This window comes from Corynebacterium pelargi, assembly GCF_014635485.1.
Classification (GTDB): domain Bacteria; phylum Actinomycetota; class Actinomycetes; order Mycobacteriales; family Mycobacteriaceae; genus Corynebacterium; species Corynebacterium pelargi.
Map to the genome: position 1 here is coordinate 332,416 of NZ_BMCX01000001.1, position 14,869 is coordinate 347,284.

A 14,869-nucleotide genomic window follows, 5' to 3' on the forward strand; every position below is an offset into this window, starting at 1 on the left:
CTTATGCTTTATGCTTGTACCAATAATTGATACTAAGAAAGGACGCGTACCTTCATGCGCCGTTTCACCAAAGCCTCTATCGCTATTGCAGCCGCTGCATCCCTGGCACTTTCCGCCTGCGGCGACGACAAGGATGAAGACGAAGTTGTCGTCACCACCACCGAGCAAGACGGCTCCACCGACACCACCGTGGTAGAGACTGACGATCGCGACGATCAGAACGATCGCGACGACCGTGACGACCGCGATGACCGTCACGACGACAAGGATGATCTCGACGATCACCTCGAGAGCCTGGATCCCCAGGACGATGGCGATGATCACGACGATCACGACCACGATGATCACGACGATCACGACGACCACGACCACTAAGCCTTCAATAAAGGCAGTCGTTGAAGCGCCACACTCCTTGAGGGTGGGGCGCTTTTGTCATCCGCAACATCACCAGCGCAATACCAAATAAGGTATTGGCCGCCCGCTCAAAGCTTCCATATACTTTGAGAGGTCCGTCTACATCAGAAACCCTTACCTGGAAAGGACGCGTTTACATGCGCCGTTTCACCAAAGCCTCTATCGCATTGGCTGCCACCGCTTCGCTGGCTCTGACCGCCTGCGGCGATGACAAAGACGAAGAAGAGATTGTCGTCACCACCACCGCCGACAATGGTGCCACCGAGACCACCGTCGTGGAAGTAGACAAAGATGATCACGACGATCACGATGATCACCACGCCCACGGGGCACACAAGACCGACGGTGGTGAAGCTCCCGCCGGCATGACCGAAGCTTCCAACCCTCGCTTCAAGGTTGGCGAGAAGGTACGCATCGACGCCGAGCACATGCCCGGCATGGAAGATGCCATCGGCACCGTCACCGGCGCCTACACCACCACCGCCTACGAGGTGGACTACATTCCCACCGACGGATCTCCCCGCGTAGACGACCACAAGTGGGTTGTGCAAGAAGAGCTCCAAGATCCCGGCAACGCCCCGCTGCGCGACGGCGATCCCATTGTGATCGACGCCGACCACCTCGACGGCATGAAGGGTGCCAAGGGCACCATCGAAGATGTCGAGCAGACCACCGTGTACATGGTTGATTTTGAGGCCAATGGCCAGAAGTACACCAACCACAAGTGGGTCACCGAGGACGAGCTGGAGAAGCTCTAAACAATCCTTCGGCAGCCTTATTGGCTAGCAGAACATGACAGCGCCACCTAGGGCACTTTTCGCCTTAGCGTGGCGCTGTTCGCTTTGCGGGCGCTTTCCTTACCCCCGCCTAACCCCTCCCTGTGGCGCAAGTCGCCTCCATCGTTAATGCTTGAGGCCATATCCTTTCGCGATATCTCAAGCCCCTCAAGGATCAACCCCAAAAGGACGTGCAATGAACAACCGACTCAGCGCTGCCGCCGTTGCCACCGGCCTTGGCTTGGCATTCCTCACCGGAGTGGCCACCGCGCAAGAAGATGACACCGCCGCCACCGTTGTGAGCAGCGAAGTTATCCCCTCCTCCGACGCGAATAACACCGGATCTGAGGATAAGGAGACGGCGCCTGAGAACGATGCGCCTGATACCGACACCCCTGAGGAAAAGCCGGCACCTTCAGAAGATGCTGAGCATTCTGAGAATGACGGAAGCAAGGACGACGCCGATGTCGATGGCGCCGAGGATTCCGATACCGACGAAGCCGACGCAGCCGATGATCAAGCGTCTGAAACCGACAAGGACTCGGCAGATGAAGCTGAGCAAGGCGAGGCTGGCGCCAAGGAGAGCGAAAGCTCATCGGCACAACCGACCTCCGAGTCTTCGCACGCCCCCGCCCAAGATGAGCACTCCACTCCTTCGCGTGCTCTAGCCAATACCGGCGCATCGGTGCTGGGCATTGTTCTTGCTGGCGCTGCCCTTGTTGGCCTGGGTGTGGCGCTTGTTTCACGCAACCGCAAGCGCGGCTAATAGCATCACCTCGTAGCGACAACAACGGCTCCCGGATCGTTCCGGGAGCCGTTGTGTTAGGGCCACGTCTTAGCCGAGCTTGGCTGCGGCGCGAATGAGCGGAAGCTGCAGCGGAAGCCTGAGCAAAGAGATCACCTTGCGCGATGTGTCTTCACCACGCAAGGCCTGGCGGGCCATTTCAAAGTTGGCAGGCCATACCGCAAGCAAGAGAGCGACTGCAGCCTTGCCACCTAGGCGACGAGTGCCGGGGTTAGCGATCAGCCCGGCCACCGCCAGTTCCGCCACTCCGCTGAGGTAGGTCCAGGTACGGGCTTTTGCGGGCATATACGGCGGGATGATGGCGTCGAAAGGCTTGGGGGCAACAAAGTGCAGGATCCCCATGGAGGCGAATGCGCCGGACTGTAGTGCGTGAGATTTGATCTTCATATCGACCATCTTACAGGTGCGAAAAACTGCATGTGACCAGTAGTTTTGTTTTAGATAATGAGTTTTATTTTGCTCGCTTCGCGGTTTAAGATCGTTACGTAACCGTATCCCCTCATTCCCTTTAGGACGCATCTGATGCTTTCTACTACCGCACGCCGCGCCATTGCAGTGCTTGGCGCAGCCGCTTGCGCCGCCGGCCTCGCAGCACCGGCCAATGCAGCCCCCGTCCCTGCAGGATCCAAGTACGTCGCCCTCGGCGATTCCTTCGCCGCAGTGGGCAGCTTGACCAACATTCAAGTTCCCCCGAACGTGCTCTGCGGTCAGGCAAGCGATAACTACGCCCACGTCGTGGCTGAAAAGCTTGGCCTTCAGCTTGACGACGTCACCTGTGGCTGGGCTACCACCGAAGATTATTGGATCCCTCAGCTCCACCCCTTGCCCGGCACCGCATTTTCCGCCCAGCGCAATGCCGTGACTGCCGATACCGACCTGGTCACCCTCACCTTCGGCGGCAATGACAACTTCGCCGATAAGTACATCGGTGCTTGTGCTGCAGGTTTCCTCACCGGCGTAGGCCCCACCTGTCGCCAGCTCATTGAGGTGCCAACCTCCATCGCCATTGCCCCCATTGGCGCAAAGGTGCAGGCCGTGATTGAAGACGTGCAAGCTCGTGCACCGCACGCCAAAGTCATGGTTGCTGGCTACTATGAGCTCACCAACGCCGATTCTGAGTGCTTCCCGAATATTCCGAAGCGCGCAGAAGATCGCCAATTCCTCGCCGACTTCATCGCAGCGCTGAACACTCAGCTCAAGCAAGCTGCCGATGCCACCGGCGCCACCTTCGTTGCAGCGCCTGAAAATGGCACGATGTGCACCGACTCCACCACCCTGCTCGGAGTGCCCGACAATGCTGTCGGCTTCCACCCCACCGCGGTCGGTCAGGCACGCATGGCTGACGCCATCATCGACGCAATGTAATCGCCTCGACGCAACTAGAGGCGCGAAGCACAGCGGGCACCCCTCGGTGCCCGCTTTGTCATTGCCAGAATCGCCCCCGCATCACACCGCGTACCTGCTCGCCATGGCCAAGTACCGGGCAGATGAGGTGCGCACACTAAAAACTGAGACCGCCTGCAATACCAAGAATGCCACAGAGCCATGCCTTGAGTGTGCTACGTCACTTCAGGGAACACACAGCAAATTCAACACAAATTGAAATATAAGTATGCATTTAAGCGTAACTACCGATAATCTCTGTTGGCATGACAACTTTGAAAGATCTCTCCCTCTTGATCGGCCGCGTCCTTTTGGGCGTCATTCTCTTCGCCCACGGTTGGCAAAAGTTCAATGACTGGACCATCTCCGGCACCACCGATGCCTTCCGCGACATGGGCGTTCCCTCCCCTGAGCTCGCAGCTACCTTTGCTACCTACTTCGAAATGATCGCTGGCGCCTTGCTCATCCTCGGCCTGCTGGTGCGCTTCGTTGGCCCCATCCTGGCCATCCAGATGGCTGGCGCTTATTGGTACGCACACCGCGACGCCGGCATCTTCGCTTCCGATGGTGGCTGGGAAGTTGTGGCACTGATTGCCGCAGGCGGCCTCCTGATCGCCGGCGCTGGCGCTGGTCGCTTCAGCATCGACCACCTCTTCGTTGCACCTTTCAAGGCACGTCGTCGCCAGAAGAAGGTTGAGGAAGCACGCGAGAAGGGCCTTGCCGTACAGCACGCCGACGGTACCGTCTCCTACCCCGCCGACGCAGCTCCGGTCAACAACACCCAAAACGCTGCCGCTCCTGCTGCCGCTGCTCCTGCCGCCGCTGCTCCCGCTGCCGCTACCCAGCAGCAGCCCGCACCTGCTCAGAGCGAGCCTGCAGCTCAGCCCCTGAACCGCAACGATGTTGCCAACAACGAAGGCCACACCGTGATCGCAGATCAGGAACCCACCAATACCTTTAAGCCTGAGCAGCGCTAAGTTATCAGGCTCTAGGGGATCAACCCCCGTAGATGCACTCAAACCGCCTCATGATCGAAGCTTCGCTGATCATGAGGCGGTTTTGCTGTAGAAGAGGCCGCATCAGAACACGACTCCCATCGAGTTCTTCCACGCGAATTAGGTAACCCTAGCGTGTTCAACTCGCCACGCATCGTCGCTAAGGCTAGGATTGTTACACATTGTCGCCCCTCGGACATTTTGGAGAGCTTGTTCATGCACAAAAAGCTGCTAGTAGGCATTATCACCGCAGCGATGTTGGTACCGACCGGAGTTGCATACGCGGCGCCAGAGCCAACGACCAAGGTGGAACTCAACGTAGAACCCGAGCAGTTCGTGGCTCAGGAAGTAAGCTTCGATCCCTCCACCGGCCGCACCGAAGGCCTTGAGGCGCTGCGCGAGCTGCGCGCAAAGATGTGGGATCTCAACCCACAATTCCGGGGTTTTGGCTATGAAGGTTATTCCGGAACGCTTCGCGATGCAGCCGAAGCCGAAGGCATTGATTCCAAGGCTGAGTACATGGACGTGACCATGGATTCTGAGCTCGCATGGATCGCTATCCAACGCGGCTACGAAGCATCGGCGGTGTTTTCGCATAAGCGTCCCGACGGTAGCGATATGGCAACTGCCACCATCGAAAGCCATGCAGTATCAACTGAATCCCTCGCCGCCGGTGCGGATTCTCTGAACACCGCAATCTTGCGCTCCTGGGGCCAAAACGAGCTTAAAGCTCTGCAGAAGGCAAAAGGTAAGCGCAATGCACAAAATGGCCACCTGGTCAACTTGCTGCACCCCAAGCAGCGCCACTATGGATTCAGCGCCGTTAGCGTCGAAGGTAGCCAGTACGGCACCTATTACGTGGGTGTGAGTAGCGAAATTCCAGTTGGCGACACCGATAGTGCAGCGCACACTCCAGCCGGTGAGCAAACGGTGACCCTGTACCGCGCTGCAAAGGCAGACGAGACTCCCACGGGCTTAGAAAAGAAGAAAGAAGCCAGCGAGTCGGATACCTCCGAAGGCGACACCAAGGACACTGAGAAGACCACTACGAGTCGCCCCATCGTGGAAGTGAAAAAACTCGATGAGATTTTCAAACCACGCACCTAATCTCTAACCACGCCCCCACTAGCCGGACTGAACAGATCAAGGTCCAGCTAGCGGGGGATTTTTTTCACCCAAAGCTAGTCGACGATCGCTTGGCCTTGATCGTCGTAGTCATAAAAGCCAGCGCCTGCTTCAACACCCAGACGCCCCTGCTCGATATAGTCACGCATCACTACCTGAGCAAGTTCCCCTGTGCCGGGAACACCCTTAGCTTCACGGCTTTTCAGCACGGCGTAGACCGTGCGCATACCGATGACGTCGAGAACTTTAAAAGGCCCAAGCGAATCCATGACGATTTCCCATGTCTTATCAATCGTCTTTGGATCTGAAACGCCTGCTCCCCACAACTCAAGTGCGGATTCCACAAAAGGAATGAGCAGGCTGTTCAGGATATAGCCGGAGCGTTCCTTATAAATCGGCAACGGCACCATCCCCACCTGGGCTGCAAATGCTTGAGCTTGATCAAAAACAGATGCATCGGTACCTGGGTGGCCCATGATCTCTGCCGCTGGTCGTTTCCAAATCTCATTAGCAAAGTGGATAGCCACAAACTGGGCTTCGAAGGCGAGCAAAGGAGCTAGTTGGCTGGGAAGCACGGTGGAAGAGTTGGTGGCCACGACGGTTTCGGGGCGCAGATGCGGCCGCAGTGCTTTGTAGATAGCCGTTTTCGCCTCAGTCGTTTCCGCTACGCACTCAAAAACAAGATCGACGTCTCCAGCGCGGCTGATCTCCGTGGTGTACTCGATGCTGTCAATGGCCGTTGCCACTGCTTCTTCATCGAAGTCTGTGTCGTTGATGTACGGCGTGCGAAAGCGCTCCACCCGCTGTTCGGCTCGGGCAATAGACTCCTCGCTGCGACCATAAATCGCCACCTGCTTGCCGTGCAGCGCGAATTGCAAGGCGGACTGCGCACCGAGGGTGCCGCCACCAGCAATGAGCACGGAATCAAGCGAATCCTTCACCATTTCCTCCTTAAAAATTTGGCCAAAAAACTAGCTGAACTGCAGTTTTCCACCGCACCAGTGTAGTTCTACCCAGCCATCCGATGATCTGTCACGATTGAACAAACCAGCGCTGCACATGGGCCGAAGCCTAGGCGTGCGAGGCGAAACGTCGAAAAGCTCAGACCGCTTGCGCTGCAACGCTATGCCCAAGCGCGCACGAAACCCCAAGGTGATGGCCATCGCCGCCGCGTTCTAAGCGACAAACTAGAATCAATCCAGGCAGCGCGGGGAGTATGAAACCTGTGGCTGTTGCAGTATTCCGAACGAGAAAAGTGAGCTTCTGAGCATTGATGGTGTTATTCGCGATCGCCACGATCGCCTTGATCTTCTATCTGATTGATCACCTGGTGTATCGAGGCCAAAAGGATCTCAGTCCCACGACGTTTCTGAAGGTCCTGGCGAACTTCATCATCATGGCTGTGACCAGCGGAGTGTTCCTTCTGCTGGTGATGTTCGTCATCCTGACGAGCGTCGCTGTTGCCGATACCACCTTTGAGGATTTCTCCCAGGAGCAAATGCTTGATCACATCAATGGCACCGAAATGCTGTTTTTCATCTTCGTGATCATCTTCGTCGCGGCAATCCTGCACTTTTTGTTCCGTGAGTTCTTAATCAAGCACGGCCTGGTGTTTCGCTACCGGGATGATGACTACGTGATCAATGAGTACCTCATCCAATGGTCAACCATTTACTTGGCCGTGTACCAGTTCATGTTCGATGGGGTAAAAGACGTAGCCAAAGAGCTCGTTTCCTCCGATAGCACCCAACAGATCTACAACATCGTGCTCTCACCAGAAAACATCAACCTCGCGGTGCAGCCTCTGCTTATTTGCTCCTGGATCACCTTGGTCATGGAACGGCTGCGCTTCCGCAAAGGCCTCGGTGTGCACGCCGACCTGGATCAAGTCACCATCGCCCACAACGAGCGTTAAAACGCCGGCACGCAGCTCCTTCCGATAGGCCTGCTCCCCTACGCTGCACCGAAATGCGCATCGAGGATCAAAGCGGCAACCTCATGAGGAGCAATAGCTTCAGGCCAATCCGGTAGTACACCGTCTGGTGCCCAGGCCGTGATCCATGAGGCACGCTCTTGTGCGCTAGCGCCTCCGTGGCCGCCTTCGTCTCGATGGCCATGATCGGTCACGCACACAAGTAACCACTGCTCGCCATAATGCTCGTGACGATCGCTGATCGCCTCCATCACTCGTCCAAGGTGCGCATCGACTCTGCCCAAGGCCTCGCGATATTCTGCGCCTTTCAGCCCGTAGACGTGCCCGGCATCATCAACATCACAGCAATAACAAAAGCCCAGATCAAAGGCGCCTTCGCGGATGGCGGCGAGGCTGAAGTCGACCACTTCGGCGTCGACAAGCTGATAGCCATACGTCTCGCCGTTTCGGATCACCAGCTTGTGCACACCCGCGTATTGCTGCTCGAGCCGTGGGTGAATGATAGGGCCTAGGCCTGCCGGATCCACCAACACCGGCCACCCGGCAGCGGCGAATGTGCGGGTGCTTTGATCCCGATAAAACGCCTGGGCCAGCAGATCCGGGTGTTGCCAATTGCGGCCGCCCACGCAGGAATTGTCTCTAAACCCGTGCTCAGCGTGGGTGGTGCCAGTTAGGATACTGGCCCATCCTGGGGCAGAAATCGTTGGTACTTCCATCTCCATGCTGCGCCATTGGCCTTGTTCGGCCGTGCGCAGGAGATGGGGTGCAACGCCCGCTTCTCCGGCGATATCCCAACGCACACCGTCGATGCCAAAGAGCAATACGCGGCGTTTGTGCGAGCTTGTGTGCTCACTCTTGGTGGAGGCTTGAGGGTTCCGCATCTACACGCCCGCCTTGTTCAAGCCGCTCAGCCCGCTGTTCTTGCTGCTGGTTAGGGTGTCGAGTTCTTGAAGTTCCTCGGGCCTGATTGCATCGACCACAACTTCTTCGCGGGATAGCTGCACCTCGACGAACTCCCCGACGGCGATTTCTTGTGCCCGGCGCGTCGGCATATCAATGCGGATCGTTCCAGGTGTGCGCGTGCTGGCAACGTGCAGGGCAGTAAAGGTGCCACGAAGCTGCTTGCCCATCACTTTTAGGTCGCTATGAGAAGAGCTTCGCACGTCTAGGTCTTCCGGGCGAACCAAGGCCATGCCCATTCCCCTGGTGGTATCAATTTCTTCGCTATTGACCACGCTGCACACGCGACCAAGAACGTCGATGCCCCCGCGACGCATCTGCCCGGGAATGCGGTTGGTAACGCCAACGAATTGTGACACAAAGGCCGATTGGGGTTGCTGATACAGCTCCTCCGGCGTGGAGATCTGCACGATGCTTCCCTCATTCATCACACCAACGCGATCGGCCATCACTAGGGCTTCTTCCTGGTCATGGGTCACTAGGAGGGTGGAGATGCCTTGGGAAAGCTGCAACCTGCGAATTTCATCGCGGAGCTGTCCTCGAACTTGTGCATCAAGGGCTGATAGTGGCTCGTCGAGCAGCAGTACCTCTGGTTCGAGGGACAGTGCTCGAGCCAGGGCCACGCGCTGTTGTTGGCCGCCTGAAAGTTGAGCGGGGAACTTATTGCCGTGGCTGCCCAATCCGACGAGCTCAAGCAATTCCTCGGCACGTTTGCGGCGCTTGGCCACGGGCACTTTGCGGATTTTCAACCCATAGGCGATGTTGTCGAGCGCCGTCATATGCGGAAAGAGTGAATACGCCTGAAACACAATGCCCATATTGCGTTTCCTCGTGGCGAGGTCGGTGATGTCTTTGCCGCCTACTTCTACCCGACCTGCATCCGGGGTTTCTAAGCCGGCAAGGATTTTCAAGGTAGTGGATTTGCCACAACCAGACGGGCCTAAAAGGGCGACCAATTCGGCATGCCCGATGGTGAAGTCGAGGTTATTGAGCACTTGGCGATCCCCAAAGCGCTTATTGATCTGCTTGAGTGCGATATTTGGTTCAGACATAATGCGAGCTTTCTTGTTATGCGCCTGCAAGGCGATGGCGGTGCGATTTATTGCTGTTTCTGGCTACGAGAAAGTCGGGAGATGCTGGCAAGCAGCAACCAGGTGATCACGGTGGTGATGAATGAAAGTGCTGCAATACCGCGGGGGTTCGTGGAGGAAATCTCAACCATGTACACCGGGAAGGTGTAATGCAGCAGCAGCGAGGCCATGGCAAATTCTGATAAACACATCGCGATGCAGAGCAATGATGCAGACAATATGGCAACCCTGAGGTTCGGCAGCACGATGCGAACAAGAGTGCTCCATTGCTTATCGCCGAGGGAGGCGGCGGCTGCAAAGAGCGTGTCGAGGTGCAGAGTTTTCACCCCGGCGTCGATGGCGCGGTAGCACAATGGCATGACCAAGATGACGTACAACGGCACCAAGGACCAGCGTGAATTGATAAATCCGGGAGTGATGATTCGGTAGAATTCCGAGGCGCCTGACACCAGTGCAACTGCCGGCACCACGAGCGGCATCACCGAGACCATCTCAACTACGGTGGCCAGCTTGGGCGCTTTGAGGTTGACAAACACCACGGTGGGAACCAGAAGTGCCAACATCATGACGGTGGTGGCGGCGGTGATCAGCAGTGTTTCTTTAATCGCCTGGATCCCGCGGGGGTTGGTGAGCGCTTCACTGGCTGGGGTAAAGGTGAGGCCTTCTCCTGGGCGGGTAAAGCCGAACACTGCGGCTGCGATCCACGGGGCGAGAAAGAACACCAGGGCGACTACAAGCACCGCGGGTTGCACCCAAGCATGCCCGGCGCGGCGCGGTGTGCGAGCCGTGCGAAGCATGTCGCCCATCCGGCCTTGGGCTGCGGGAATGGTGGCTATTTGCTGAGCCATTTAGAACTCCGTTTCACAAGAAGCAGACGCAGACCCATGGCGACCACGATGATGAGCATCATCCAGGTCACCAGTGCTGCGGCGAGGCCTGGGTCGAGCAGCACATTGCCGCTGATCATGAATCCAATGAGGATTGGCACGAGGTTGAGCGAGCCGCCGGCGAGTGCATAAGCCGTGGCGTAGGCGGAAAAGGCGTTAGCAAACAATAAGAGCAAAGCACCGGCGATCGGCGGCCACAGGATGGGCAACGCGATATCGCGAAGGTATTGCCATTTGGTTGCGCCCAAGGATGCAGCGGCGGTGGGCCACTCCGCTTTCATGCCCCCAATCGCCGGCAGGATGAGTACCACCATGAGTGGAATTTGGAAGTAGAGGTACACCACCGCCACGCCCCAGAAGGAGGTCAGTGTGTAGGCATCGGCAATATTGGGCGAGATCTTACGAATCGCCGTGGTGAGCAAACCTTGGGTGCCGGCAAGAGCCACGAAGGCATATGCCAATTGCACACCACCGGCCTGGGAGGCCAGGGCCGAAAAGCTACGCACCATCGAATGCAGCCACCTTGGCCCTTGAGCGCTGCTTAGCGCCCACGCCACGATCAGCCCGATCAGGCCACCGATGACGGCGGTTACCACCGAGAGCTGGATAGTGAGCACGAAGGCTTTCTTGTTCTCAGCGCTCATTGCTAGGCCGAGCGTATCGAGGGTGTAGCTTCCCGAAGCATCTTGGAGTGAGCGATTAATATTCGCAATGATGGGCAGAACAAGAAATGCTGCAACAAAGAGGAAGAAAGGCAATGCGGCCAGAAGCCCTGCCACGTTGATTCCCTGAGCACGCCATTTCATTGTTCTGTGTTGTTTTCCAGGCGATGCTTTTTGTGTTTGCGCATCGCCTTCGGCGGTTGCGCTTTTCACTAGTACTTCACCTTATTGGTCCACTCAGAGGCGATCACTTTATTGGCTGCGTCGCCTTGTTCAGGGGTAGGAAGCTGCACCTTCTTGAGGGTTTCTGCATCAGGCAGTGCTGCTTGGGCTTGCTCAGAGAGCTTGCCTTCTTCTACCAACTGATTAAATCGCGCCGGTACTGCGCCGCCGAGGGCGTATTGTTCGGAGCCTTCATCGGAGGTGAGCCAGTCCAGCCATAGGCGGGCTGCATTGGGGTGTGGTGCGTCAGTGGTGACGGATTGTGCGTAATACGTGCCGAAGACGCCATCTTCTAGCACCTTGGATTCAAAATCCACGCCGTCGGCGCGCAACTTATCTTCTGCACCCTTCCAGTTGTAGTTCCAGTCGAATACCACTGAGGCTTCACCGGTGGTCAATGCGTTGACCGGATCGGAGGTCGGAACGAGGTTGCCGCTTTCAGCCAGCTTGGCAAAGAAGTCGATACCCGGTGCGATGTCATCGAGGGATCCACCATTTGCCAGGGATGCGGCAAAGACCGTGGCAATTGACGATGCGCCGGTACGAGGATCGCCAGGCAGTGCGATTTTGCCCTTGTATTTTGGATCGAGCAGATCCTTGAAGCTATTTGGCACATCGGCGTTCTTTTTGTTCACACCCACGGTGATCACGCCGTAGTAGGACCCCACCCACTTGCCGTCCGGGTCTTTGAGGTTATCGGGGATATCGTCCCAGTGCGAAGGCTTGTATTCGTCGATCAGGTCTTGTTGCTTCGCCGCGTTGGTAAAGGAATACCCGATATCGATGGAGTCAGGCTGCTTGGGCTGGCCTTTGAGGTTTTTCACCGCCTGTAATTCTTCGGCAGAGGAAGCGTCGGGCGAATCGACGGTGTAGTTCACCCCGTAGGTGTCTTTGAAATTCTTTAATTGCCCGCCATAGTTAGCCCACGTCTCTGGAAGCGCAATGAGGTTGACATCGCCTTCTTCCTTGGCCAGCTCGGCAATTTGCTCAATATTCTTACCGATTTCGGCGTTGTTGCTCTCATCCGAAGATCCACATGCCGCCATCGGCACTGCGAGCAGCAAACTGGCACCTAGGGCCGCGATTTTCTTCACCTTCATTGCAAGGGTCCTTCCTAGCTTGTCGACGCCCTCTGCTCATCCAGTACAAGCAGATTGGGGAGGAGTTGGGCGCATTTCAATTGACATCGAGGATTCAATCAGGCGCATATGGCGCGAAGGTTCCAGCAAGTTGAACAGCACGAGAATGATTTTGCATACCTTTAAGCATCTCTTCCGAGCCTTTAATGTGAGGCGCTAAGGTGAGCGAACACCGCAACCCCTAATATTTTCGAAGGTGAAATTCCCTATGAGCCCCACTGAAAACCTCGTTGAGCAGGCATATTCCTTTGAAGGCTGGCTGCTCGATTTCAATGGCACCCTCAGCGATGATGAGGCGATGCTGCAGGAATGCTATAACAAAGCCTTAAGCGCCTTGGGCAAACCTTTAGCCCCTGGCGAATACTTGGAAGTGTGCGGCTTAAGCGAATACGATCTCGCTCGCACAGTCTTAGAACGCCGCGGCATGGGTGAAGATCACATGGAGGCCTTTATCCAGGAAGTAGCCGGCTACTACCGCGAAGCTGCCTTGGCCCACCCACCTGTGACCCAAGCCAGCGTGATGCTCATCCATGCCTTGCTGGACCAGGGGTTCCCCATCGCCATTGTGACCGGCACGATCCGGCCAATGATCTTGCCGGTGCTCGAAGCTGTTGGTTTACAGGCACTTATTCCAACGCTCACCACAGCCGAGGACACAGGCGCCGGCAAACCCAACCCGGAGGGTTTTCTTCGAGGTGCGCAGATTTTAGGTATCAAGCCAGAACGCCTTTTAGCCTTTGAGGATTCAGCCGATGGCATGGCTGCAGCCAGCGCCGCGGGCATGCAATGCATGCATATTGGTGGCACTGCTACTGCACTGCATGCCCCTAGCTTTGATGCCTTTGCGCAGGCAGCCTTGCAATTTCAATCGAATACCAGCACGCCTTAACGCTCTGGTGGATGATTCGTCGCCACCCTTATGCGCGCGACGTCGCTACGCAGCACGTCCACCGAATACTCAATGGGAACACCATCACCATCAAAGGCGGTGCGCATGATCTTCAGCACGAGCTCTTTTTTGAGCAATTGCAGATGTTCACGCTGACGCGCATTTGGCATAGCCGGCACAATGACTTCCTGCTTGCTCCGTGGTGCGCGATGAAAGCGTCGATCCAGCAACTCATAGAGCGATTGCGTGAGGTCTTCTTCAAGGAGTTCCGGAAACGCCGTTGCTGGAAAAACCGAATCTTCAATTAACAAGGGCACACCCTCGACCCTTCGTAGGCGTTCAACTCGAAACATTGGGCTGCGCAATGGAATCTGAAGATGCTCAGCATGCGTTGCGGTGGCGTAATCAAGCGAAGCACTGAGCAATTCAGAGTCCACACTCAGCCCCCTGGCACGCAACTGAGGCATAAAACCCGAGATCTCGTTGAGGTCTACCTGGGGCGGCTTTGTCTGCACAAAGGTTCCGCCACCTCTTCCCTGCCGCCGTCTGATCAGACCGTCTGATTCGAGCAAATCGAGGGCTTTGCGGATAGTCGAACGGGACACCTCAAATTGTTCTAGCAGCACTCTTTCAGATTCGAGTTTGCCACCACGTTGGTAGCGGCCTGCCTCAATGCGGTGGCGCAGCTCTTCTGCAACTGCCAGATATCGCTTTGCCAACTGCTCACTCCTTGGTGTTTGCTTGGCACTGACGTGCCAGACGGCGCCCCGGAATTATCCTCGGCAGGGCGTTGTACAACATTATTTCTTGTCTCAACAGCCCTGGCCACCGCTATTACGGAAAAGACGAGCGCTTTACGGCACTAGGAGGCGATGCGTTCAAGCACCTCAAGGGTTTTTTCTGCCGTGGCCTTGGCCGATCCTGGGTTTTGGCCAGTAACCAATCGGCCATCTACCTGCGTATAGGAAGTAAATGGAATGAGTGCTTTGGAGTAGTGCGCACCGAGATCTTTCATGCGCTGTTCAACGTTATAGGGCACCAGTTTCGCCACACCGGCCAGTACTTCCTCACGCCAGGAGAAACCAGTGATGTTGCGGCCTTGGACGAGTGGCTGGCCGTCGCTGAGTTCTACTTCGAGCAGGCCACAGTAGCCGTGGCATACCGCGGCGACAACGCCGCCTTGTTCATAGATAGCTCGCGTGAGTTGCTGCAGCCCCTCGCTGCCCGGGAAGTCGTACATCACGGCATGGCCACCGGTGAAAAAGATGGCGTCATAATCTTTGGCATCTACCTCGCATGGCGCTTTGGTGTGCTTGAGCAGTTCCATCCGACCGGGATCGTTGTGCCAAGCCTTGGCGGAGGCGTCGTAGTTTGGGAATTTCAGCGAGCGTGGCTCAAGAGGCGAAAAGCCTCCTTGAGGGCTGACAATATCTTGGGAGTAACCCGCAGCTTCGAATACGTCATAAGAGTGCGTGAGCTCTGAAAGCCAAAGGCCCGTGGGGTGAGTTGGGTCTGATTCATATGCCGGCACATTGGTGACGACCTGCAAAATGCGTCGTGTGGGTTGGGTAGCCATGATGGTCTCCTT

Annotated in this window: 17 protein-coding genes; 8 read left to right on the plus strand and 9 right to left on the minus strand. The window is 56.6% G+C overall.

Annotated elements, in window-relative coordinates; genetic code table 11:
- The first annotated feature begins 54 nt into the window (after positions 1 to 54).
- The 3 genes from IEU99_RS01510 (at position 55) to IEU99_RS01520 (ending at position 1,956) form a co-directional block, all read left to right on the plus strand.
- Positions 55 to 375, plus strand: a complete 321-nt coding sequence (locus IEU99_RS01510) for a hypothetical protein (RefSeq protein ID WP_128889652.1) — start codon at positions 55 to 57, stop codon at positions 373 to 375.
- A gap of 176 nt (positions 376 to 551) precedes the next feature.
- The gene (locus IEU99_RS01515; RefSeq protein ID WP_128889651.1) at positions 552 to 1,172 is read left to right on the plus strand and encodes a YdhK family protein; all 621 of its coding nucleotides are present in this window, start codon (positions 552 to 554) and stop codon (positions 1,170 to 1,172) included.
- A 214-nt stretch (positions 1,173 to 1,386) separates the two neighbouring features.
- The gene (locus IEU99_RS01520) at positions 1,387 to 1,956 is read left to right on the plus strand and encodes an LPXTG cell wall anchor domain-containing protein (protein WP_128889650.1); all 570 of its coding nucleotides are present in this window, start codon (positions 1,387 to 1,389) and stop codon (positions 1,954 to 1,956) included.
- Positions 1,957 to 2,025: 69 nt separating this feature from the next.
- Here the strand turns inward: IEU99_RS01520 and IEU99_RS01525 are convergent, their stop codons facing one another.
- Positions 2,026 to 2,382, minus strand: coding sequence for a DoxX family protein (locus IEU99_RS01525; RefSeq protein ID WP_128889649.1), 357 nt, complete (start codon positions 2,380 to 2,382; stop codon positions 2,026 to 2,028).
- A gap of 135 nt (positions 2,383 to 2,517) precedes the next feature.
- On the opposite strand from IEU99_RS01525, the gene IEU99_RS01530 reads away from it, so the two are divergent.
- From IEU99_RS01530 to IEU99_RS01540, 3 genes are all read left to right on the plus strand, one after another.
- Positions 2,518 to 3,360 (plus strand): SGNH/GDSL hydrolase family protein, encoded by an 843-nt coding sequence (locus IEU99_RS01530; protein ID WP_128889648.1) that lies wholly within the window; start codon positions 2,518 to 2,520, stop codon positions 3,358 to 3,360.
- 284 nt (positions 3,361 to 3,644) lie between these two features.
- Positions 3,645 to 4,355 (plus strand): DoxX family protein, encoded by a 711-nt coding sequence (locus tag IEU99_RS01535; protein WP_188358269.1) that lies wholly within the window; start codon positions 3,645 to 3,647, stop codon positions 4,353 to 4,355.
- Positions 4,356 to 4,589: 234 nt separating this feature from the next.
- On the plus strand, positions 4,590 to 5,480 hold the full coding sequence (locus tag IEU99_RS01540) for a CAP domain-containing protein (protein ID WP_128889647.1): 891 nt from the start codon (positions 4,590 to 4,592) through the stop codon (positions 5,478 to 5,480).
- A gap of 74 nt (positions 5,481 to 5,554) precedes the next feature.
- Here IEU99_RS01540 and IEU99_RS01545 read toward each other — a convergent pair whose 3' ends face one another.
- Positions 5,555 to 6,442 (minus strand): 3-hydroxyacyl-CoA dehydrogenase, encoded by an 888-nt coding sequence (locus tag IEU99_RS01545; protein ID WP_128889646.1) that lies wholly within the window; start codon positions 6,440 to 6,442, stop codon positions 5,555 to 5,557.
- 329 nt (positions 6,443 to 6,771) lie between these two features.
- Here IEU99_RS01545 and IEU99_RS01550 point away from each other — a divergent pair, with 329 nt between their 5' ends.
- On the plus strand, positions 6,772 to 7,413 hold the full coding sequence (locus tag IEU99_RS01550) for an SA1002 family membrane protein (protein ID WP_128889645.1): 642 nt from the start codon (positions 6,772 to 6,774) through the stop codon (positions 7,411 to 7,413).
- Between the two features lie 38 nt (positions 7,414 to 7,451).
- On the opposite strand, the gene IEU99_RS01555 is transcribed toward IEU99_RS01550, so the two are convergent.
- From IEU99_RS01555 to IEU99_RS01575, 5 genes are all read right to left on the minus strand, one after another.
- On the minus strand, positions 7,452 to 8,312 hold the full coding sequence (locus tag IEU99_RS01555) for an alkaline phosphatase family protein (RefSeq protein ID WP_128889644.1): 861 nt from the start codon (positions 8,310 to 8,312) through the stop codon (positions 7,452 to 7,454).
- Positions 8,313 to 9,443, minus strand: a complete 1,131-nt coding sequence (locus IEU99_RS01560) for an ABC transporter ATP-binding protein (protein ID WP_128889643.1) — start codon at positions 9,441 to 9,443, stop codon at positions 8,313 to 8,315.
- Positions 9,444 to 9,490: 47 nt separating this feature from the next.
- Positions 9,491 to 10,330, minus strand: coding sequence for an ABC transporter permease (locus IEU99_RS01565; protein ID WP_128889642.1), 840 nt, complete (start codon positions 10,328 to 10,330; stop codon positions 9,491 to 9,493).
- Positions 10,315 to 11,175, minus strand: a complete 861-nt coding sequence (locus IEU99_RS01570; protein WP_128889641.1) for an ABC transporter permease — start codon at positions 11,173 to 11,175, stop codon at positions 10,315 to 10,317. Before IEU99_RS01570 ends, IEU99_RS01565 begins: the two co-directional genes overlap by 16 nt.
- Before the next feature lie 68 nt (positions 11,176 to 11,243).
- The gene (locus IEU99_RS01575) at positions 11,244 to 12,353 is read right to left on the minus strand and encodes an ABC transporter substrate-binding protein (RefSeq protein ID WP_128889640.1); all 1,110 of its coding nucleotides are present in this window, start codon (positions 12,351 to 12,353) and stop codon (positions 11,244 to 11,246) included.
- 247 nt (positions 12,354 to 12,600) lie between these two features.
- Here IEU99_RS01575 and IEU99_RS01580 point away from each other — a divergent pair, with 247 nt between their 5' ends.
- A complete protein-coding gene (locus tag IEU99_RS01580) occupies positions 12,601 to 13,281 on the plus strand; it encodes an HAD family hydrolase (RefSeq protein ID WP_128889639.1) in 681 nt (226 codons plus the stop codon).
- Here the strand turns inward: IEU99_RS01580 and IEU99_RS01585 are convergent.
- Positions 13,278 to 14,000 carry a GntR family transcriptional regulator gene (locus IEU99_RS01585; RefSeq protein WP_128889638.1) on the minus strand — a complete coding sequence of 241 codons (723 nt, stop codon included), beginning with the start codon at positions 13,998 to 14,000 and terminating at the stop codon, positions 13,278 to 13,280. The two genes, IEU99_RS01580 and IEU99_RS01585, sit on opposite strands and share 4 nt — an antisense overlap.
- A 143-nt stretch (positions 14,001 to 14,143) precedes the next feature.
- Positions 14,144 to 14,857 carry a type 1 glutamine amidotransferase domain-containing protein gene (locus IEU99_RS01590; RefSeq protein WP_128889637.1) on the minus strand — a complete coding sequence of 238 codons (714 nt, stop codon included), beginning with the start codon at positions 14,855 to 14,857 and terminating at the stop codon, positions 14,144 to 14,146.
- Positions 14,858 to 14,869 lie beyond the last annotated feature (12 nt).